Genomic DNA, 21,486 nt, shown 5'->3' with positions numbered 1-21,486 from the left:
TTACGGCTCTATTCCGCAGCGAGCATCGCTCAGTTCCGCACGATGACGATTGCGTCGCCGGCTTCGAGCATCTCTCCCTCGCCGGTGTACTGCCGTTCGCGGTCCACGCTGAACATCTCCGAGTCGAGTTCGACACCCGCGACTGACAGCGACTCCTCGCCGAGCTCGTACTCGCCGGCCTCCAGCCCGGCCTCTATCTCCGGCACCTGACTGCCGTACTCGGGACCGACGACCGAGTAGTCGAGGTCGATACCCGTCACGACGGACTCGATCTCGGGTTCTTCTTCGAGGGTTGACAGCGACTCGACGTGCATCACCCGCTGGATCTCCTCCTGGAATCCGGCGACGTTGCCGTACACGTCGACGCTGTCGATGGAGGCGTTCAGCGACAGTTGGGCGTCGCTCTTGTACTTGCGGAGCGCGCCGACGACGGCCATCGCCGTCTCGCCGGCCTCGTGGTCGGCGTCGAGGCCGAGGGGGTCGGGCCAGTCGGTGTTGTGGATGCTCCGGTCGTCGTACAGCTCCCGCCAGAGCTCCTCGGTGATGTGCGCGAGAAACGGCGCGAACAGTTTGAGGAAGCGCCGGTGCGCCGTCTGAAGCGCGTACGCCGCCGACTCGTCGTCGCGCTCTTTGGCGATTTCGAGGTAGTCGTCGCAGAACGTGTGCCAGAAGAAGCTCCGGAGGTGGTCTCTGGCCTTCGAGAACTCTCGCGATTCGAGCTTCTCGGTGACGAATCGGATGGTGTCGTCCATCTCCGCGAGCAACCAGCGGTCGATGGCCCGCAGGTCGTCGGGCTGGTCGAGACGCTCGTCGGGGGTGAGGCTGTCGACGAGTTTCGAGGCGTTCCACAGCTTTCGAAGCAACTTCTCGCCCGCGACGATACCCTTCTCGTTGTACGGCAGGTCGTCGCCGACGGCGCTCCCGGCCGCCCAGTAGCGCGCGGCGTCGACGGGGTACTCGTCGAGCACCTCGTCCGGCGAGACGATGTTGCCCAAGGATTTGGACATCTTCACGCGGTTCTCGTCGAGCACCATCCCGTTGATCATCACCGAGTCGAACGGCACCTCGCCGGTGTGCTCGTAGCACTTGACGACCGTGTGGAACAGCCAAAAGGAGATGATGTCGTGACCCTGCGGGCGCACGTCGAACGGGTAGATCTCCGGACGCTCCATCGCGTACTCCTCGCTCTCGGGGTCCCAGTCCCACCCGGCGTTGACGAGCGGCGTCAGCGAGGACGTCGCCCACGTGTCGAACACGTCGTCCTCGGGGACGAACTCGTCGTAGCCGCACTCCGGGCAGGCGTCGACCGGCGGGTCGTCCGACAGCGGGTCGACCGGCAGGTCTTCCTTGCGGGCGATGACCTCGTGGTCGCACTCCGCGCAGTACCAGACGGGAAACGGGATGCCCGAGGAGCGCTGTCGGGAGATGGACCAGTCCCACTGGAGCCCTTCGATCCAGTTTTTGTACCGGGTGAACATCTTCTCGGGGAACCACTCCATCTCTCTCCCGGCCTCCAGATACTCGTCGGTCTTGTCGAGCAGTTTGATGTACCACTGCTCGGTGACGAGGAACTCGACGGGCGTTCCGCAGCGCTCGTGGACGTTCACCACGTGGGTGATGGCGCGGCGGTCGAGCAGGTAGCCCGCGTCGTCGAGGTCCGAGACGATGGCCTCGCGGGCGTCGTCGCGGTCCAATCCGGCGTACTCGTCGGCTTCCTCGGTCAGCGTGCCGGACTCGTCGATGGCGATGCGGAGGTCCAGGTCGTGCGCCTGGTACCACTCGATGTCGTTCTGATCGCCGAACGTACAGCACATGACGATGCCGGACCCGGTTTCCATGTCGACGCGGTCGTCGGCGATGATCGGGACGGATTGACCGAATAGCGGAATCGTCGCCTCCTCGCCGACCAGATGCTGATTCTCGTCGTCGTCGGGGTGGACGAAGACGGCGACACACGCGGGCAGGAGTTCCGGCCGCGTGGTCGAGATGACGAAGGACTCCGCCGAATCCGTGACCTCGAACTCGATGTCGTGGAAGTGACTCGGCTGTTCGTCGTCCTCGGTCTCCACCTGCGAGATGGCCGTCTCGCACTCGGGACACCAGATGGCGGGCGCGCGCTGGCGGTATTCGCGGCCCTGTTCGTACAGTTCGATGAAGGAGAGCTGGGAGGCGCGCTGGACGCGCGGTTCGATGGTTCGGTAGGTGCGGTCCCAGTCGATGGAGATGCCGAGCGCCTGCATCTTCTCGGTGAACTCCGATTCGTACTCGGCGCAGACCTCCCGGCAGAGCTGTTGGAACTCGCGGCGCTCGTAGTCTTGGTGTTCGATGTCGAGTTCGTCCTCGGTCAGTCGCTCGGAGGCGATGCCGTTGTCGTCGTAGCCGAACGGGAAGAAGACGTTCTCGCCGCGCATCCGCTCGAAGCGGGCGACGAAATCCTGCAGGGTGAAGCCGTACACGTGGCCCCAGTGGAGACTCCCAGACACCGTCGGCGGCGGCGAGTCGATGGAGAAGACCGTGTCCCCGTCGACCGCGGCGTCGTCGTAGTCGTACGTCTCCTCGTCGAGCCACCGCTTCTGCCACTTTCGTTCCGTGGCCTCCGGGTCGTATGCTCCACTGGGCATTCTCGGACGTGTCTACTCCCCGGACCGCTGTTAAACGCCTCGGTTGTCCGGCAGGCGGTACTGCGTCCGAGGGCAGGGCGAAGCGGCGAGACTCAGTCGTCGGACATCGCCGCCGCGTCGCTGCCGGCCACCGAGTGCGACGCGAGCGCCGCGAAGCCGGCTTCCAGATCCGAGACGAGGTCGTCGACGTGTTCGACGCCGACCGAGAGGCGAATCAGGGAGTTGGTGATGCCGAGTTCGTCGCGTTCGGCCTGCGACAGCGGCGAGTGCGTCATCGTCGCCGGGTGTTCGACGAGCGACTCGACGCCGCCGAGACTCACCGCCAGCGAGAATTCCGAGAGGTGGCCGAGGAACTCGGCGGTGCCGTCGAGGTCGGCGTCCAGTTCCACGGAGAGCACGCCGCCGTAACCGGACATCTGCCTCTTCGCCAGGTCGTGCTGTGGGTGGCTCTCCAGGCCGGGGTAGTGGACCGACCGCACGCGCTCGTGGTCCTCTAAGAACCGCGCGACGACCATCGCGTTCTCGTTGTGCTGGCGCATCCGCAGCGGGAGCGTCTTCGTCCCGCGAAGCACGAGATACGAGTCGAACGGCGAGAGCATGTTCCCCATGCCGACGCGCTGGAGGAACGCGATCTCCTCGGAGAGAGTCGCGCAGTCGGTGATGGCCGCCCCGCCCAAGGAGTCGCTGTGGCCGTTCAGATACTTCGTCGTACTGTGAACCACCACGTCGGCACCGAGTTCGAGCGGGTTCTGACAGACGGGGCTGAGGAACGTGTTGTCGACGCCGAGGAGCGCGTCGTGTTCGCGCGCGACGTCGGCGATGGCTTCGATATCGCAGAGACGCAGGAGGGGATTGGTCGGCGTCTCCATCCAGACGAGCGTCGTCTCCTCGCGCATCGCGTCGGCGACGACGTCGACCTCGCGGGCGTCGACGAACGAGACGTCGACGTGCAGGCGCTCTTCGAACAGTCGAGTCAACATCGTGCGCGTCCCGCCGTAGAGGTCGTCGAAGGCGACGACGTGGTCGCCGGGTTCGACGGCGGCCATCACCGTGGCGACGATGGCCGCGGTGCCGGAGGCGAAGGCAAATCCGTAGGTTCCGCCTTCGAGCGCCGCCAGTCGGTGTTCGAGCGCGTTCCGCGTCGGGTTCGAGAGCCGAGAGTAGAGGAACTGCCCCTCGTCGGGGTCCAGATCTTCGAGGCCCACCTCGGGGTCGATGTCGGGAATCTCGTACGTCGAACTCAGGTGGAGGGGCACGACGACGTCCTCGACGCCCTCGGCGGGGCGCTGGTCGCGTTCGCCGTGGGTCACCGACAACGTCTCAAATTGTTTTTCGTGAGGATTCATGACGGTTCGATGTGCGACAATCAGCCACATATATCCATCGGAGCCTGACATTCCCAAGGAGAATAACGTAGAAGTAGATATTCGTTCGAGTTATCCGCCGTTCAGATAGCGAGAACGGAGTACACCTCGGTTACAGCCGCTGCGAGAACAGAGCGGTTCGAGAGAGAGAGAGAGGCGTTTGCGGACCTACGCCAACGCCGCCAGCTCGAACTCGAACGCCACGACGGGGAGTTCGAGGTCGTGTTCGACCAGCACCTCGGGATGAATCTCGCCGATTACGCCCGCCGGCTCGCCGTCGACGACGACGGCGGCGGTGCGGCCGTCGATGAACGACGGATGCTCGGCGGCGGGCGTCTCCAGCTCGACGCCGAAGTCGCGGCAGAGCGCCTGCAGTTTGGCCTTCGCGTCCTCGTACGTCGCGTCGTAGCGCGCGAGGACGCCCGCGACGCGGTGGCTCTCGGCGACGCCGGTGTTCGCCTCACTCTCCTCGTGGGCGACGAAGCCGACTTCCGAGAGCTCCTGCGGGTACGCGCGGTGGGTGTTGTTCTCCAGCACCGTCATCAGCGACGGGAGCGCCCACGTCCGCAGCATGGTGTAGTCCTCGCTGTAGGGTTCGACGATGCGGACCGGCGGCGTCGCGCCGAGGGCGGTGTCGTCCGTTCGAGACGCTTCCGGCGTCTCGCTATCGAGCCCCATCCGGTCGTAGTTCGTCGCCTCGTCGGTCATGTGGAAGTTCAGCATATCCTCGAAGCCGAGGCCGACGAGCCGCTCGCGCACCGAACGTTCGAGGTCCGAGCGGTCGTGGCGGCCGCCGACGGTCCCCACGTCGGGATAGCGCGGTTCGAGCGTGTTGAAGCCGTAGGCGCGACCCACGTCGTCGACGAGGTCCACAGGATGAAGAACGTCGACGCGGTACGGCGGAATCTCGACCTCGTAGCTCATCTCGTCGCCGAGATTCGTGGTGGCGTCGAGACCAGAGCGCTCGAACAGGTCGACGACCTCCTCGAAGTCGAGGTCGGTCCCGAGAAGCGTCTCGATGCGGTCGTGTTCGACCGTCTTGGTGTCGACGTCGAAGTCCGGGCGGACGAGCGTCCCTTCGGGCGTCTCGACTTCCACTTCCTCGATAGTTCCGCCGCGCGCCGACAGCGCGTAACAGATGATGTTACACATCTTGTCGATGGTCCACTGGTCGGTGCCGGTGAGTTCGACGAGCAAATCAGTAGAATCCTCGTCGACTTCCGTCCGCCGACCGTTGATGACCGGCGGGAACGAGAACAGGCCGAGTTCGTCGTAGATGGCCGGGTAGCGCTCGTAGTCGGCGACGACGTCGGCGTACTTCTCGCCCGTTGGATGCCGTTCGAGCACCTCGCCGGGCGTCAACTCGGCGTTCGAGTCGAGCGGGACGAACCGCTCGCCCTCGGGGTCGACCCCGCGGTAGGTGATGGAGTTACCCCTCGTTCGCGGACTCGACTCGCGTCGCTCGTTCACCTCCTCCGGGCCGCTGTCGGCTCCGACGTCGCGCTCGCCGAGGTTCGCCCCCTTCAGCATCACGAGGTCGTGGATGCCGATAGCGCCCTTGACGCGCTTTCGACCCATCGTCGCGTGGAGCTTCTCCTGGAGTTGGATGAACGAGTCGAGGGCGTCCTCGTCGAGGTCGACGCCGCGGACGATTGCGCCCGTCACGTACGGACGCTGCTCTGGCACCGACTCGTCGACGTCGATGGTCCAGTCGGGCGAGTTCGTCTGCGGGACGTACACGCCGCGGTCGTCGCCGTACTGGTAGCGAAGCGACCGGGCGACGCCCTCGACCGACAGGCGGTCGAGGCGGTCCGGGCCGAACTCGAACTGCATGAGCCCGTCTTCCGTCTCGCCCTCGTACTCGAGGCCGAGCGCGAACAGGTCGTCTTTGAGTTCGTCGTCCGATTTCTCCTCGTGGCCGGTCAACCGGCGAAGTTCGTCCGTGTCTACGTCTACGACTGGCATTAGCGAATCACCTCCGCGTTCCGCAGGAAGTCGAGGTCGGCGAGCGTTCCGTGCAGGTCCCGAATGTCTTCGGCACCGGTGACGAGCATCGCGAGGCGTTCGAGCGCGAGGCCCCACGCCATCACGTCGCAGTCGACGCCCAGCGGTTCGAGCACCTCGGGGCGGAACATCCCCGAGTTACCGATTTCGATGAGTTCGCCCGTCGTCGGGTGCCGACCGAACAGCTCGAAGCTCGGCTCCGTGTACGGGTTGTAGTGCGGTTTGAACTGGACATCCGTGATGCCGAACTGGCGGTAGAACTCCTCGAACGTCCCCATCAGGTCGCGCACCGAGAGCTCCTCGGCCATCACCCAGCCCTCGATCTGGAAGAACTCCAGCAGGTGGGTCGCGTCGAGCGTGTCGTTGCGGTACACCTTCTCGACGGAGAAGTAGCGCTGCGGCGGTTCCAACTCGCCCTCGGCGTCCCCCGAGAGGTAGCGCATCGACAGCGACGTGGTGTGTCCGCGGAGGTCGACCTCGCGCGCCACGTCCTCGGTCCACGGCGAGTGGTAGCCGTCGCCGTCGTCGCCGACGCCCTCGCGGTGGGCGGATTCGACGCGTTCGAGGAGGCCTTCGGGAATCTCTTTCATCGGCGGCACGTCGAGGGCGAACTGGTCCCAGTGAGTGCGCGCCGGGTGGTCCTGCGGCATGAACAGGCAGTCGTTGATCCAGAACTCCGAATCTGCGTGCGGTCCCTCCATCTCCTGAAAGCCCATGCCGACGAGCGTATCCTTCACCCTCTCGGCGGTCTGCCGAAGGACGTGGACCTTCCCGCCGCGCTCCTCGGGCGCGTCGGCCTCGACGTTGTACTCGGTGAACTCCACGTCGCGCCACTCGCCGGACGTGAGCAGTTCGGGTGTGAGGCGGTCGACCGTCTCCGCGACTTCGACGCCCTCCATCATCGCGGTCACGCCGTCGTCGGTGAGCGAGACGGAGCGAACCGTCGACTCGTCTCGGTCGACGAGGCCGCGGCGGTCGAGTTCGTCGAGCACCTGTTCGTCGTCGACGCTCTCGCCCGCGGCGAGCGCCGCCAGCGCCGTCACCTCCGCGTCGGCGTCGGGGTCGGCGTCGGGGTCGACGACCAACTCGCCGCTGTCGATGCGGCCGTAGCCCTTCCGCGCGAAGTTCGACAGCGCGATGTCGACCTCGGGACCCCCGAGGCCCGACGCGCCGATGACCCGGCCCATCGGGACCGCGCCGTCGGTACCGCCCGCGTCGACGGCGGCGCGGTAGAGGCGAACCTCGGGCAGCCCCGCCTCGACGTACTGTTCACCTTCCTCGGTGAGCGTCGTCGTCGTCTCGGTCCGCTCCTCGACGGCGACGAGGCCGTCGTCGCGCAGGTCGAAGACCGCCCGCGTCACCGTCTCGGGTTTCAATCCTGTCTCGTCGGCGAGTTCGCCGACCGTCTTTGCGTCCGTGCTCGCGGCTTCCAACACCGCGACCTGTGATTCCGGGAGTCGCATACTGAGTGCTGATTGTCGTGGACACCGTTTGCCCGCCTGTTAGCAGTTCCGAACGCCCGGCGTCCGTCGCGGGAGCGCCGAGCGCGTGGCCGACCCGAGCGGTTTCGTCGCCGGCGACGCTCTCGCGCCGTCGGAGAGTCCGCCGCCCTCAGGCGGCCGTAAAGAAGAAACCGAACCCGCGAAGCGACTGCGCTGGGCGTCTCCTCGGTCCGAGTCGGGGTTCGGATGCCATGTGCGTCAGATTGTGACACCCGAGTAAAAACGTTGCGAGGGCCGACTCTCAGGCGACGTTCCGCTCCTCGATGACCTCGGCCGCCTCGAACCGCGACGACGACAGCGCCGACACGTCGACGTGCGACGCCTCGCCGGCGAGACAGAGTTCGGCGACGACGCGGCCCGTCGCGGGGGCGTGCTGAAAGCCGTGGCCCGAGAAACCCGCCGCCGTGACGACGCCCGGCGCGCTCTCCTCGACGATTGGATGGTGGTCGGGCGTCACGGCGTACAGTCCGGCCCACCCGCGGACGACGCGGGTCTCGGGGCCGAAGTAGTCGGCGCAGTCGCCGGCGCGTTCGACGGCCGTCACCGCCCAGTCGAGGTCCATCGACTCCGAGAAGCGGTCGGGGTCGACGTCCGCGTCGTCCTCGTCGAACTGCCCGCCGACGAGCGCTTGGCCCTCGCGCTCGGGCCGGAAGTACGACCCCGTATCGAGGTCGATGGTGAGCGGTTCGGCGTCTGCGACCGGAATCTCGGGTTCGACGACCGCGATCTGTCGCCGCCGCGGCGAGACGGGCAGGTCGAGACCGACCATCGCCGCCACCTCGCCGGCCCACGCGCCCGCCGCGTTGACTACGTAGTCGACGTCGAGAGTCTCGGCTGCCTCGCCGCCCGTCACGATGCGGAAGCGGGAGCCGGACCCGACGCGCTCGATTCCTTCCACCGGTGTCTTCGTTCGGATGTCGACGCCCGCCTCTCGGGCCGCGGTGGCGTACCCCTGCAGCGCGAGGTACGGATCCGCGAAGCCATCGAGAGGCGAGTAGGTAGCGGCGACGAACGCCTCGCTCCGGACGTGCGGCCACCGCTCGGCCACCTCGTCCGGCGAGAGTAGTTCGCTCTCCGCGCCGCAGTCGTTCTGCATCGCCACCTGCTCGCCGAACGCGTCGGCAGTGTCGTCCTCGCGGGCGAGAAAGAGGTAGCCAGTCCGGTTGTGGGCGATGTCGACGCCGAATCGCTCCTCGAACGACTCCCAGACCGGGAGACTCGAAAGCGAGAGTTCGACGTTCACCCGCGTCGAGAACTGCGTTCGGATGCCACCGGCGGAGCGGGCGGTGCTGCCGCCGCCGAGCGTCCCCGACTCGCAGACGGTGACCGCCGCGCCGCGCTCGGCGAGCGCGAACGCGCAGGACAACCCGACGATTCCGCCACCCACGACGACGATATGCATGGTGTGCGCATCGGTGTCGTAGCGCAAGCATGTTTCGCCTTCGGTCGGCCACGCGCGTCCCCGTCCGCGAAACGTTCACCACGCCGCCGGAAGAACTGCCGCCATGACTCCCAGCCCGGTTCGCGTGCTCTCGGACGACGACGTTTCCCGCTTGCTCTCGCTCTCGGCCCTCCTTCCGGTCGTCGAGGCGGCGTTCGTCAAACAGGGCCGCGGCGAGGTGGAGCGCCCGCCGCGACCGCACTTTCCCGTCGGAACCGACGAAACGGGTGAGAATCCGGCGGGGACGGCGCTGACGATGCCCGCGTACCTCCACGGCTCGGACACCTACGCGACGAAACTCGCCGCAGTCCACGGCGGCAACGCGGAGCGAGGGTTACCGACCGTCAGCGCCCAAATCGCGCTGATGGACGCGAGAACGGGACTGCCGCTGTCGTACATGGCCGGGACGCGTATCACGAACGCCCGAACCGGGTGTATCGGCGGTCTCTCGGCGAAGTACCTCGCCGCCGGAGACGGGGTTCGACTCGGTGTCGTCGGCGCGGGCACGCAGGCGCGCTGGCAAACCCGGGCGATTGCGGCGGCGACGAATCTCGACTCCGTCAGAATCTACTCGCCGAGCGACTCGCGCGAGGCGTGCGCGGCGGACTTGCGAGACGAGGACGAACTCGACGGTGTAGAGGTACAGTCTGTCGATTCGCCCGAATCGGCCGTCTCGGACGCGAACGTCGTCGTCACCGCGACGACGAGCGAGGAGCCCGTCTTCCCGGGGTCAGCGCTCGAACCCGGCGCGCTGGTCGTCGCCGTCGGCGCGTACACGGTGGCGATGCGCGAACTCGACGCGGAGACGATGGCGCGCGCGGCGCAGGTATTCGCGGACGTGCCCGAGGAGGCGGCGGAGACGGGCGACGTCGCCGACGCGGGGCTGTCAGCGTCGGATCTCACGCCGCTGTCGGACGTGTTCGAGGGGAAATCGGGACGCGAGAGCGACGACGAGATACTGGTCGCCACGAGCGTCGGTACTGCGGTGTTGGACGCGGCGACGGCGGGGCACGTGTACGAGGCGGCCGAGCGCGAAGACGTCGGGAGAGAAGTCGAACTGTAGAGGGAAAGAACGTCGAAAACGGAACTCAGGGAGCGATTCGGCCGATAGTGAGTCCGTCGCGGTCAATTGTCACGTGCGAGATAAACGGTTGGGAGTGAAACTCGACGGTTTCGGTCGCCTCGGGGCCGTTCTCGACGGCGGCTTCGACAGTGTAGACGCCCGTCTCGGGATACACCTCGTCGACGGTTCTCTGGCGCTCGTCGTGGTTCGACGGGACGAAAAATCGACGGGAGATCAGTTCGTTCTCTCCCCGCACGACTCGGACGCGTATCGTCCGGTCGTAGCCGGAGAAGTTCCGAACCCGGAGGTGCGGCGGTGGATTGGTGGCGCAACCGCCGAGCACAGTCGAAACCGCGGCGGCACCGAGCCAGAGGACGTGTCGACGCTTCACTCGAAGAACTCTACAATAGGAATAAATATAATTTCTGCTGTAAATTCGGCTGGCTGGTTAGTTCGACGCTTCGCTAGTTCGCCGCGTCAGGAGACGACTCGCTCAGTGCTCGCCGCCGGAACCCCTTCGCTTCGAGTCGAGGTCGATATCCAGGGCGTCGAGCAGTTCTTCGGCCTCCTCGCGTTTCTCCTGGTGGTCTTCGAGGAACTCGTACATCAGTTCGGCCGCCTGTTCCTTACAGCCGCCGCAGAGGCGCTCGCCGCCGACGCACTCGTCGTACACCCTCTTGGCGAACTCGTCGTCGTCGCCCGACAGCAGGTAGGCGTACAGTTCGTAGACGGGACACTTGTCGGCCTCGCCGCCGAGTTCGCGCTGGAGGTCGGCCGTCTCGCGGCCGCCGGTCGTCGCCGACCGGACCTTGTCGTAGCCGTCCTGTGGGTCGTCGAGCAGACTGATGTGACTCGCCGGAATCGACGAGGACATCTTCCCGCCGGTGAGGCCGGTCATGAAGCGGTGGTAGATGGAGGATGGCGGCAGGAAACCGTAGCCGCCGTTCTCCATCTCGACCTGCCGGGCGAGTTCCTCGGCCTCCTCGGCGGAGAGCTCGAAGGCGTCGACGTGCTCTTCGAAGACGCGCTTCTCGCCGTCGACGGCCTCGATGAGCGCCTCGAACGCCTCCTCGGTGGCGTTGCGGTCGAGGAATCGGACGCGCGGCCGGAGCGGTTCCATCCCCGCCTCGTCGAGTTTCGCCTTCGCGGAGTTGACCGTCTCGGAGTCGACGACGACGCCGAGTGCGTCGAGTTTCTCGGGCGTCGCCTCGTCGAGGAACTCGGCGACGTGGACGCAACGCAGGTCGTGATCGTCGAAGTCGGTGGGGTCCAAGGTGTCGTAGCAGGCGGCGACCAGCGTTTTCTCTCGGTCGTCGAGTTCGAAGCTCGCGTACGCTTCGGTGACGCCGAAGAAGCGCATCCGAGAGGCGAGGTCGCGCGCGAGGCGGACGTGGGGATCCTGGTCGGGGCCGACCGGGATGACTGTCGGCTTCGGCTCGTCGAGTTGGGGGTAGAGGATGTCGGCCATCTGCGTGACTACCGACTGCATGTGCGAGACGCTCGTCTCGCCGCCGAAGCCGTAGATGGCCTCGAACTCGGAGAAGTTGGCTTTGGAGCCGAGTTCGAAGGCGAGATCCTGCAGCACGCGGTTGTCCGACTGCCGGTAGAGCTCGCCGTCCTCGGCGTCGAAGCCGAGTGCGATGAGCGACAGCAGGTAGTCGCGGGCGTGTTCGTCTATCTTGCCCCACGAGAGGCCGCGCGCGGAGTGGGCTTCGAGGTCGGCGATGAGGCCGTAGGCGTCGCCGCCCTGCTTTTGGTGCCAGATGATCTCGTCGAAGACGAGCTTGTGGCCGATGTGGGGGTCGCCCGTCGGCATGAAACCGGAGAGAACGGCGAACTCGTCTCCCTCGCGCATCGCCTCGGCGACGGGCCGGTAGTCGCGGTGGCCGAAGATGACGCCGCGGCGCATCAGGTAGTGGGGGTTCGGCACCTCGTCGAGCAGTTCGTCGAACTCCTCGATGCCGAACTCCTCGAACAGTTTGCGGTAGTCGGAGACGGTAGAGGAGCCCCACGGGTCGAGGGCCACGTCGTCTGCGCCTGCGGTCTCGGTCTCTCCACCGTCGGGAAGCGGCACTTCCCGACGGGCTTCCGACTCGCTCTGTTCGTCGGAAACACCGTCGGTGCGCGCGCGCTCGTCGTCGGATTGGGCGCTCGTCTCGGGGTCGGTGTCGCGTGTCATGGAAATCGAACTCGTGAATGTCGGTGTCCGTCAGTGAACCCGGTGAAATCGGTCGTCGAAGACTACGGTGTCAGGCGAGCGACCGACAGCCACTCTATGCCTTCGTTGGCGTCGGTCAGCGCAAAAACCATTCGCTTCCGGACCCCGCCGGCGAGGCGAACGTCCAGCGAGAGGTCCCGCGGCGCGAAGGAGTGGTCTGGTCGAACGACGCGAACGAGCGTCTCGGAGTGCCCGAGCTCCTCGACGGAGTCGACGGAGGCGTACGTCCGGAAATCCGCGCCGAACTTGAAGCCGGTCTTGGGAACGACGTTTCGCTCGCGCAGCGCGTCGTACACGCGGAGTCGACGGTCGAAGCGCTCGCCTTCGACCGTGCGGCCGCGTTCGACGACGGCGGCGTAGTCGTCGGCGGTGCCGAGCGCGAGCGCGTCGTCGGCGACGAGCGACGCCGCTTCGAGCAGCGAGAGCTGGACCGCGCCCTCGATAGCCGCGTCGCGGCCGGTCAGCGGCTGGCCGTAGAATCCGGACTCGAAGAGGTCCGCGGGCGCGTTCCAGCAGACCGCTCGGTCGTCGAGGAGGACGCCCTCCAGATTCGTCGGCAACTCGTACGTCGTCTCGCCGTCGTAGGTGTGCTCGGTCGCCTCCAGATACGTCAGTTCGCTCTCCTCGTCGACGACGGCGAACACGTACCCTGCCATCTCGGCGGCGACGACGGAGGCGCGCTCGCCGACGACGCGGACGCGGTGTTCGACGACGCCGTCGTCGGCGTCCTTGCCGCGGGGAAAGACGACGAAGTCGCAGTCGGGGTCGCCCGCGGCGTCGATCTCGACCCACGGCTCGCGGGCGGGCGAGAGGTAGAATCCCCGCTCGCGGAGGTCGGCGTAGACGAGAAACTGCAGCGCAAACCGCGGCTTTTCCTCGGCCGTCGAGACGAAAAACTCTCGGAAACCGTCGCCGTCGACGCTGTCGAGGTCACCCCGATAGAGGAGGTGAGCGGCTTCGACCGGCGCGAGGTCTATCTCGTTTCCCTCGACCGGAGCGCCGTAGCCGCGCGCGTCGTGGAACTGTTGGCGGGCGTTCCCGCCGACACGGACGGCGTCGTCGCGTGCGTGACCGTGCATACGCTATCGGCCGCGCGGCGACGACATAGTGTCTGCGGTCGTACGCCGCCGTCTTTCGAATCTCGACTCAGGTCTCGGGTCGAAACCGCTCGCACGTGCCGTCGAGACAGCGTCGCCCGCGCGCCGTTTCGAACACCGGGAGGCCGCAGTCGCAGTCGTCGACGACGACGCCCGCCGGAATCGTGAACGCGGTGTCGCAGGCGGGGTAGTCGTCGCACCCCGCGAGCAGGGGACCGCCGCCCGCCCGGCGCACCCGAAGGTCCGACCCGCAGTCCGGGCAGCTCCACTCGCGGTCGAACTCCTCGCGCACGAGGTCGTCCAGTGACTCGCACGAGTAGTCGATACAGCACTCGAAGGTGGTCCCCCGTTCGACGCGCATCAGCGGGAGGCCGCAGTCGTCGCACGTCTCGTCGAGCACCGCCGCACCCGCGGGCAGCGAGTGCGACGCCCCGCAGTCGAGACAGCGAACGTCGCCGCCGGTTCGGACGAGCGCACCGCCGCAGTCGGGGCAGTCGCCGACCGGGATTCCCGCAGGCGTGGTGGGATAACTCGCGCGACCGGTCGCCGCGTTCGAGACCACGCGGAGCGTCTGATCGTCGGTTCGGGCGGTGACCGCGAACCCGGAGTCGTCGGCTTCGACGGTGACCGAGTCGGCGCGGGTGAGCCACGCCACCGGCTGGTAGCCGTCGGCGTCGTGGACGAGGACGGTCCCGTCGGGTTTGACGAGCGCGACGACGTGCCCCCGCTGGGTCTGTTCGCGTGTGCCCTCGAACGTCGTGGTACAGTCACCGGCGAAGAGTCGCATCTCCTCGGACATACGACGGGGTGGTCCCGTCATCGGGTTTGAACGCTCGCCCGAATCGTCGTCCAGAACCGATTTCGGTGCTATCGGCGGGTCGACCGCCTCAAAACTGTGAAAACAAATTGTTCATGTATTCATAGCGTGTAGTGTCGCTGATAGCTATGCCAGCCATCGAACTCCACGGCCTGACGAAGCGCTACGGGGACGGGAGACGGCTCCCGGGTCGTCCCCGACGAGATCGGCGCGAAGAGCGCGAGGAGGAGAAGCCGGACGGAACGCTCGCCGTCGACGACCTCTCCTTTACCGTCGAATCGGGCGAGGTGTTCGGCTACCTCGGGCCGAACGGCGCGGGGAAGACGACGACCATCCGGACGCTGCTGGGTTTTCTGTCGCCCACCTCTGGGTCGGCGTCGGTGCTGGGCGCGGGCGTGACCGACGAAGCGGCGCTCTTGGAGGTAAAGCGGCGTGTCGGCTATCTCCCGAGCGAAGTCGAGTACGACCCCGGCGCGACGGGGCGCGAGATTATCGACTACCACGCGGCGCTGAAAGGTGACGTGCGGAGCGATGAGTTGCTCGACCTGTTCGACGCGCCCGTCGACCGCCGCGTCGAGGAGTACTCGACCGGTAACAAGCGCAAGCTCGGGTTGGTGCTGGCGTTCATGCACGACCCCGAGCTGGTCGTGATGGACGAACCGACCTCGGGGTTGGACCCGCTGATGCAGGAGCGGTTCTACGAGTTCCTCGCCGGCGAGAAGACCCGCGGCGTCACCGTGTTCTTCTCCTCGCACGTGCTCGCGGAGGTCCGCCGCGTCTGCGACCGAGTGGGAATCCTCCGCGACGGGCGGCTCGTCGCGCTCGAAGACGTCGAGACGCTTCTCGACCGCAGCGGCAAGCGCGTCCGGGTCCGCACCGCCGACGCGCTCGACGCGGACGCGTTCGCCCTCGACGGCGTCCACGACCGAGAGCGGCACGACGAAAAGGAGCTGGCGTTCACCTTCACTGGCGAGTACGACGCCCTCCTGACCGAGCTGACGCGTCACTCGGTCGTCGACATCGATGTCCGCGAAGCGCCGCTCGAAGACGTGTTCATGCGCTTCTACGGCGACGTGGACGCGAACGAGGGTGAGATCGAAGGCGGGCGGTCGCGTCCGCAGACGGCGACGGCCGGAGGTGAGTTCGATGGCTGAGACCGAGACGGGAGTCGCCGCCGAGTCCGAGATCGAGCGCGGGCGAACGGCGAGCGGAAACAGACTCCTCGCCGTCGCGCGCTACGAAGCGGGGCGAAAACTCCGCGGGAGCGTCGTACTCTCGGCGCTTCTCGCCTTCGTGGCCGCAATGTACGTCGGTCTCTACCCCTCCATCACCTCGTCGGGCGTCGACTTGGACGCGTACATCCAGTCGTTGCCGCCGGCGTTTCAGGAGGCGTTCGGCGTCGAGACACTCACCACCATCGAGGGATTCCTCGCCGTCGAACTGTACCAGTTCGCGTGGGTGCTCCTCCTGGGCGTGTACGTCGCCTACAGCGCGGCCTCTCTGGTCGCCGACGACGTGGAGCACGACCGGATGGACCTGCTGCTGTCGACGCCGACGCCGCGCGGCACCGTCGTCGTCGGCAAGTTCCTCTCGATGTTCGTGCCGGTTCTCGTCGTCAACGCCGTCGTCTTCGCGGCGGTGCTCGTCGGGACGACGCTCGTCGACGAACCCATCGCCGTGATGGATCTCTTGGCCGCGCACGCGCTGTCGGTGCCGTACCTGCTCGCCTGTTCGGCCATCGGCCTCCTGCTGTCGGTGACGCTCGACCGCGCGAGCACGGCCCAGCGCGGCGCTATCGGCGTCGTCTTCGGACTCTTCCTTCTGGAGACGGTGACGGCCAACACCGACTTCGAGTGGGTCGGCGCGCTCGCGCCGACGCGGTACTACGACCCGACGGCGATTCTCGTCAACGGCGAGTACGGCCTCGCCGGCGCGGCGGTATTAGTGGGTGCCACCGTCGTCCTCGTGGCCGCGGCGCGGGCGTGGTTCCGACGGAGGGACCTCGCGTGAACCGCTTCGAGCGTCCTCGGGCGAATCGGGGAGAGAGACGACGCGGAGGGACGGAGGCTGGGGGGTGAGAGGCTTCACCGACGCCGAACGCGAGCGCATCGAGCAGGGGCTCGTCGCCGCCGGACGCGAACTGTTCGCGCAGTTCGGTCTCGGCAAGACGACCATCGCCGACCTCACGGACGCGGTGGGCATCGCGCCGAGCACGTTCTACCAGTTCTTCGACTCGAAGGAGGCCCTCTACCTCCATATCCTCGAAGGCGAGGGGGAGCGACTTATCGGGACGCTCCGCGAAGCGCTCTCGGACGTCGACGACGCCGAATCCGGGATTCGGACGCTGTTAGACGTAATCATACGGGAGCTGGAGACGAACCCGCTGATTCGCGCGCTCGTCAGCGAGGACGAACTGGGTTGGTTGCAGTCGCAGTTCTCCGACGCAGAGGCCGCCGACGCCCGCGCGCAGAAGACGGCGCTGCTGCGGTCGTTCCTCCAGCAGTGGAAGCAAACGGGACTGTTGGCCGATGAGGACCCGGACATCGTCGCCGACGTGCTCCGCGCGGCGACGTTCGTGACGCTGTACCGCGAGGAGTTCGACGACTACGACCGCGTCCGCGACGCGCTCATCGACGTCGTCGCCGTCGGGGTGACCGCCGACCGCGGGTAGGTCGACGGCCGCGTTGGCTTCCGCGCCGGTCTCGATATCGGTACCGACGCTCACTCGCGCCGGAGCGCGAGCGCCGCGACCGCCAGCAACGCCGCGAGCGTGACGCCGACGCCGAATCCGGGGACGCCCGTCGAACTCGTCGTCTCGGGGTCGTCGGTGGCGACCTGCGACTCGGTGACGGTGACGGTGGCCGTCTGGTCGCCGACGCGAGCGGTGTGCTCGCCCGTTGCGAGGATGGTCCGGGTGAACTGAACCGTCGCCGTCCCGCCCGCGGGAACGGTGACCGTCTTCACGTCCGCGACTTCACCGAACAGGCGGAGGCGAACGGTGTGGTTCGCCGGTTGCGAAGTCGGATTCTGGAGCGTCGCGACGAACGTTACCGGCTCGCCCGAGGGGACCGTCGACCGGGTCGCCGAGAGGTTAACCACTCCGACGGTGCCCGACGAACTCTGGTTCTGGTCGGTGGTCGTGGGAGTGGACGTCGGCGAGTCGGTGGCCGTCGGGGTGCTCGTCGGGGTCGACGTCGGCGTACTCGTCGAGGTGGGGGTCGACGTCGGCGTACTCGTCGAGGTGGGGGTCGACGTCGGCGTGTTTGTCGGCGTTGACGTTGGCGTACTCGTTGGTGTTGAAGTCGGCGTGCTCGTCGGTGTCGAAGTCGGCGTACTCGTCGGTGTCGAAGTCGGCGTACTCGTCGGTGTGTTCGTCGGGGCCGACGTCGGTGTGCCCGTCGGCGTCTCCTGCTGTTTTGGTGCCGACTTCGGGGCGTTCGACTCGTCGTCATCCTCGTCTACCGCGGCGGCTCTGTCGCCATCGTCCCCGCCGTCTGGATTGTTGGCGTGGTCCGGCGGACCGTTGCCGCTACCGTCGTTCCCCGGTCCGTTTCCGGCGTGGTCAGGCGGGCCGTCTCCGTTCCCGTTGTCGCCCTGTCCATCGTCATCGTCGTCACCGTCGTCGTCATCATCCTCGTCTTCTGCTTCGTCGCCTTCTTCGTCACCGTCGTCGTCATCATCCTCTCCTTCGTCATCGCCACCATCTTCTTCGTCGTCTCCGTCGTCGTCCTCGTCTTCGTCGTCACTATCGTCGTCTCCTTCGCCACCGTCGACTTGCTGTACCGTCGGACCGCCGTCGGCGTCGGGGCCGAGCGTCGCCGTCGACACCGCAGGCGAGAGCGAGACGGTCAAACAGAGCAACACGACGAGACAGACCGTGATGAAGCGTGTTCGTGACATGAGTGGGCGCAGCGGGCCGGTGCGCGTCGTCGCACCGACCGGTCTCGATGTCTGCCAGAACCGGTGGAACGGGCTTTGTTATGGACAACCCCACATCTGCAACGCTGGGCGAAAAACCGATATAGAGCCGTTAAGAGTTTTGTTTTCAGGGTTTCAGAACCGCAGATGTTACTGAGATATACTGTTCCGAGCGAACGAACGAGTAAGCCCGTCTTATCAGGGGCCAGCCCCCAGAGCTATGAGTTCGGACCGTGACCTGAGCGGTATGGACGCGGTTCTGTTCGACATGGACGGAGTCATCGTCGACTCCGAGGAGTTCTGGCACGAGATCGAGGACGAGGTCATCTTCGCCGACGTCGTCGCCGGCGAGCCGCCCGAGCGCGACGAGATAACGGGGATGAACTACCGCGAGATATACGACTACCTCGCCGCCGAGTACGAGGTCACCGTCGACAGAGACGAGTTCGTCGCCATCTATGAAGACGCCGCCGAGGAGATATACACCGAGAAAGTCTCCGTGATGCCGCGGTTCGACGCGCTTCTGGACACGCTTCGTGACCGCGGCGTCGCCGTCGCCATCGTCTCCTCCTCGCCGCAGTCGTGGATAGCCATGGTCCGCGAGCGGTTCGGCATCGACCCGCTCGACCTCGTGTTGAGCGCCGAGGACATCGACGGCCCCGGCAAGCCCGAGCCGGTCATCTACGAGACCGCCGCCGAGCGACTGAACCTCACCCCCGAAGACTGCGCCGTCGTCGAGGATTCGACGAACGGCGCGCGGTCGGCCCAGCGCGCCGGGGCGCACGTCCTCGGCTACCGGACGGAGATAAACGCCGACGCCGACCTCTCGGCGGCGGACACGGTGGTCGAAGGCCCCACGGAACTCAGAAAGGAACTGCTCGCGCGAACCGACCCCGAACGCTGAGGCGAGAGAGCGAGGTCACTCGACGACGACGGTGCGCGAGTCGGCGACGGGCGCGAGCGGCAGTTCGGGGAACGCCGCCTCGATGCGGAACTCCAGTTCGTCCTGCGCGCCGAAGACGGCGACCGGCACCGTCGTCTGGTCCGAGAGGTAGACCGTCTTCTGGCTCATCTCGACGCCGTTAACGGTGACGCGCAGGCCCGTCCGCGCCGCGCCGCCGACGTTTCTCACCGTCACCTCGCGCATATCGTTTTCGCCCTTCGAGATGGATTTGGGGAACGCGCCCCACTCGATTTCGAGTCGCGGCAGCGACTTCGCGCGTTCGACGACGCGTTCGGCGACGCCGTCGGAGAGCCCCGCGCGGGTCAGTTCCTCGACGCCGGCGTCGACCACGTCCGCCGGCGACGCGAGGCCGCCGGTCGCTAACTTGCTCGCGCGGGTCGGGCCGATGCCGTCGACGGCGGTCAACGCCGCCGCGTCGCGGCTGACGCCGTGTTCGACCCGCGCCTCGATGCGACGGGCGAGGTTCGCCGTCCGCGGCCCCGAGAACTCGTCGAGGAACTCCCGCAGCGCCGCCAGCAGTCGCAGCGCGTTCTGTCTGATGACCCACGCGTCGCTTCTGAGGTCGGCGGGCGTCGACCCGGCCATCCCCGCGTGGAGGATGGCGAGCACTTTTCGATTCCCGTCTTCGAGGTGCGTGTCGACGCCGGTGAGAACGGAGTCGAGGGCGTCCTGTTCGGCCTGTCGCGCCGACACGCTGTCGAACTCGGACGCGCCCGCGACGGTTTCCAACACGTCGTCGACGGCGATTCGGTCGCGGTCGGCGAGGTCCGCGAAGCGTCGGGAGGTTTCGAGGCGAAGGTAGTACTTCGAGGCGAGGCGACCGAGCGTCGTCGGGTTCACGGCGAGGCTCTCGTCGGTCTCGACGAAGCCGCGGTCGACGAGCGTCTCCAGCGTGTCGCGCACGCGCTCGCGGAGTCCCTCGAAGTCGTAGTCGGCGGGTTTGGACCCGGCGCGGACGTAGTAGAACGTCGTCTCCAGCCACGACATCACGTCGTCCAAATCGGCGATGGTACCCATCGCGATTTCGGCGTTGAGATGCGAGTCGAGGTCGGAGGCGAGACGCGACTCGATCTCCTTTCCTTCCTTCAGCAGTCGCCGATACTTGTCGGCCTCTGAGCGGTCGCAGACGACCCAGCCGTAGCCCACGTCGTCGTAGCCGGGCCGTCCCGCGCGACCGAGCATCTGGAGCACGTCGAGGGGGCTGATATCCACGTCGCCCTCTAGCGGGTCGTGGTGTTTCGTGTCACGGATGACGACGCAGCGCGCCGGGAGGTTGACGCCCCACGCGAGCGTCGACGTCGAGAAGAGGAGCTGAATTTTCCCCTCTTTGAACCACTGTTCGACGCGGTTTCTGTCCTCCTTGGCGAGTCCGGCGTGGTGGAAGCCGACGCCGTCGAGCACGGCCTTCCGGAGGCTGTCGTTCTTCAGTTCCTTGGCGTCGGTGTGAAAGTCGTAGTCGCCGCGGGAGCCGATAGGGATGTCGCGCTGGCCGATCTCGTCGCGGGCTTTGGCGGCGGCCATCACGGCGTCCTGTCTGGAGGCGACGAAGACAAGCGACTGCCCGCCGTCGCGGATGTGCGGTTCGGCTAAGTCCAGCGCGCGGTAGAGTCGACGGTACTTGTCCGCGAAGGAGTTCTCGCCGTGGGTGTACGTCTGGACGCTCGCGTGCAGGTCGACGGGCCGGTAGTCGTCGCCGAACTCGAACGTCGTTTCGGGGACCGCGTCGAGCCACGCCGCCACGTCGTCGACGTTCGGCATCGTCGCCGACAGCGCGACGACGCGCGGGTCGCAGATGCGTCGCAGGCGGGAGATGGTCACTTCGAGGACGCCGCCGCGGGATTCGGAGTCGAGCAGGTGGACCTCGTCGATGACGCAGCAGCTCACGTCGGCGATGAACGAGTAGCGCGCGGAGTCGTGTTTCCGCGTCGCCGAGTCGGTTTTCTCGGGCGTCATCACGAGGATGTCGGCGCGCTCGGCGCGCCGCGGGTTCAGGTCGCGCTCGCCGGTGACGACGTACACCGAGTAGCCCATCGACTCGAAGCGGTCCCACTCCGCCTCCTTCTCGTTCGTCAGCGCGCGAAGCGGAGCGACGAACAGCGCCGTCCCGCCGTCGCGGAGGCACTTACAGATGGCGAGTTCGGCGAGGGCGGTCTTGCCGCTGGCGGTGGGCGCGCTGGCGACGAGGTTCTCCTCGCGCTCCATGATGGCGGGCAGCGCCTCCCGCTGCATCCGGTTGAACTCCTCGAAGCCGAACGCGTCGGCGAACTCCGGAATCGCCTCGGCGACCTTCATTCGGCGCTCACCATCGGGTTCGAGCACCGGAGCGGACGTGTCGGAAGACGCGGAGAGCGGGTCATAGCCGGAATCCGGCACCGCGGCGACAAAGGCGTTTCCTTACCGAATCCGAGGCGGAGCCCGTTCGGAGCGTCGGCGGGAGGTCGGTCGGGACGGAGCTGCAGAAGTCGCGCGAGGGGCGC

17 protein-coding genes are annotated in these 21,486 nt (G+C 66.8%); 6 read left to right on the top strand and 11 right to left on the bottom strand.

The genetic code is table 11. The features are described from left to right. Positions 1-29: 29 nt before the first annotated feature. The 5 genes from LAQ73_RS08075 to LAQ73_RS08055 form a co-directional block, all read right to left on the bottom strand. A complete protein-coding gene (locus tag LAQ73_RS08075; RefSeq protein ID WP_224267779.1) occupies positions 30-2,621 on the bottom strand; it encodes a valine--tRNA ligase in 2,592 nt (863 codons plus the stop codon). A 92-nt stretch (positions 2,622-2,713) separates the two neighbouring features. Continuing rightward, positions 2,714-3,967: a trans-sulfuration enzyme family protein gene (locus LAQ73_RS08070; RefSeq protein ID WP_224267778.1), complete on the bottom strand. Its 1,254-nt coding sequence runs from the start codon at positions 3,965-3,967 to the stop codon at positions 2,714-2,716. A gap of 186 nt (positions 3,968-4,153) precedes the next feature. Then, complete coding sequence (pheT, locus tag LAQ73_RS08065) at positions 4,154-5,950, bottom strand: phenylalanine--tRNA ligase subunit beta (protein ID WP_224267777.1); 1,797 nt, start codon at positions 5,948-5,950, stop codon at positions 4,154-4,156. Continuing rightward, complete coding sequence (pheS, locus tag LAQ73_RS08060; RefSeq protein WP_224267776.1) at positions 5,950-7,452, bottom strand: phenylalanine--tRNA ligase subunit alpha; 1,503 nt, start codon at positions 7,450-7,452, stop codon at positions 5,950-5,952. The genes pheT and pheS overlap by 1 nt, the downstream gene beginning before the upstream one ends. 280 nt (positions 7,453-7,732) lie before the next feature. Beyond that, a complete protein-coding gene (locus LAQ73_RS08055; protein ID WP_224267775.1) occupies positions 7,733-8,893 on the bottom strand; it encodes an NAD(P)/FAD-dependent oxidoreductase in 1,161 nt (386 codons plus the stop codon). A 103-nt stretch (positions 8,894-8,996) separates the two neighbouring features. On the opposite strand from LAQ73_RS08055, the gene LAQ73_RS08050 reads away from it, so the two are divergent. Continuing rightward, the gene (locus LAQ73_RS08050) at positions 8,997-9,995 is read left to right on the top strand and encodes an ornithine cyclodeaminase family protein (protein WP_224267774.1); all 999 of its coding nucleotides are present in this window, start codon (positions 8,997-8,999) and stop codon (positions 9,993-9,995) included. Positions 9,996-10,020: 25 nt separating this feature from the next. Here LAQ73_RS08050 and LAQ73_RS08045 read toward each other — a convergent pair whose 3' ends face one another. The 4 genes from LAQ73_RS08045 to LAQ73_RS08030 form a co-directional block, all read right to left on the bottom strand. Further along, positions 10,021-10,386 carry a hypothetical protein gene (locus LAQ73_RS08045; protein WP_224267773.1) on the bottom strand — a complete coding sequence of 122 codons (366 nt, stop codon included), beginning with the start codon at positions 10,384-10,386 and terminating at the stop codon, positions 10,021-10,023. A 102-nt stretch (positions 10,387-10,488) separates the two neighbouring features. Next, on the bottom strand, positions 10,489-12,174 hold the full coding sequence (locus LAQ73_RS08040; RefSeq protein ID WP_224267772.1) for a tryptophan--tRNA ligase: 1,686 nt from the start codon (positions 12,172-12,174) through the stop codon (positions 10,489-10,491). Between the two features lie 62 nt (positions 12,175-12,236). Continuing rightward, positions 12,237-13,292, bottom strand: a complete 1,056-nt coding sequence (gene endA / locus LAQ73_RS08035) for a tRNA-intron lyase (protein ID WP_224267771.1) — start codon at positions 13,290-13,292, stop codon at positions 12,237-12,239. Between the two features lie 67 nt (positions 13,293-13,359). Continuing rightward, the gene (locus LAQ73_RS08030; RefSeq protein ID WP_224267770.1) at positions 13,360-14,109 is read right to left on the bottom strand and encodes a topoisomerase DNA-binding C4 zinc finger domain-containing protein; all 750 of its coding nucleotides are present in this window, start codon (positions 14,107-14,109) and stop codon (positions 13,360-13,362) included. 146 nt (positions 14,110-14,255) lie between these two features. On the opposite strand from LAQ73_RS08030, the gene LAQ73_RS08025 reads away from it, so the two are divergent. From LAQ73_RS08025 to LAQ73_RS08015, 3 genes are all read left to right on the top strand, one after another. Next, positions 14,256-15,281: an ABC transporter ATP-binding protein gene (locus tag LAQ73_RS08025; RefSeq protein ID WP_317988500.1), complete on the top strand. Its 1,026-nt coding sequence runs from the start codon at positions 14,256-14,258 to the stop codon at positions 15,279-15,281. Next, positions 15,274-16,137: an ABC transporter permease subunit gene (locus tag LAQ73_RS08020; RefSeq protein WP_224267769.1), complete on the top strand. Its 864-nt coding sequence runs from the start codon at positions 15,274-15,276 to the stop codon at positions 16,135-16,137. The genes LAQ73_RS08025 and LAQ73_RS08020 overlap by 8 nt, the downstream gene beginning before the upstream one ends. A 64-nt stretch (positions 16,138-16,201) precedes the next feature. Beyond that, a complete protein-coding gene (locus LAQ73_RS08015) occupies positions 16,202-16,798 on the top strand; it encodes a TetR/AcrR family transcriptional regulator (RefSeq protein WP_224267768.1) in 597 nt (198 codons plus the stop codon). A gap of 50 nt (positions 16,799-16,848) precedes the next feature. Here the strand turns inward: LAQ73_RS08015 and LAQ73_RS08010 are convergent, their stop codons facing one another. Beyond that, the gene (locus LAQ73_RS08010) at positions 16,849-17,226 is read right to left on the bottom strand and encodes a PGF-CTERM sorting domain-containing protein (protein ID WP_224267767.1); all 378 of its coding nucleotides are present in this window, start codon (positions 17,224-17,226) and stop codon (positions 16,849-16,851) included. Positions 17,227-17,685: 459 nt separating this feature from the next. On the opposite strand from LAQ73_RS08010, the gene LAQ73_RS08005 reads away from it, so the two are divergent. After that, positions 17,686-18,024 (top strand): hypothetical protein, encoded by a 339-nt coding sequence (locus tag LAQ73_RS08005; protein WP_224267766.1) that lies wholly within the window; start codon positions 17,686-17,688, stop codon positions 18,022-18,024. A gap of 268 nt (positions 18,025-18,292) precedes the next feature. Then, a complete protein-coding gene (locus LAQ73_RS08000; protein ID WP_224270698.1) occupies positions 18,293-18,949 on the top strand; it encodes an HAD family hydrolase in 657 nt (218 codons plus the stop codon). Positions 18,950-18,964: 15 nt separating this feature from the next. Here LAQ73_RS08000 and LAQ73_RS07995 read toward each other — a convergent pair whose 3' ends face one another. Continuing rightward, positions 18,965-21,301, bottom strand: coding sequence for a DEAD/DEAH box helicase (locus tag LAQ73_RS07995; protein WP_224270697.1), 2,337 nt, complete (start codon positions 21,299-21,301; stop codon positions 18,965-18,967). Between the last annotated feature and the right edge of the window lie 185 nt (positions 21,302-21,486).

Source organism: Haloprofundus salinisoli, assembly GCF_020097815.1.
GTDB classification, from domain to species: Archaea; Halobacteriota; Halobacteria; order Halobacteriales; family Haloferacaceae; genus Haloprofundus; species Haloprofundus salinisoli.
Note: the sequence above shows the minus strand (reverse complement) of the source record. Positions and strands in the feature narration are given on the sequence as shown.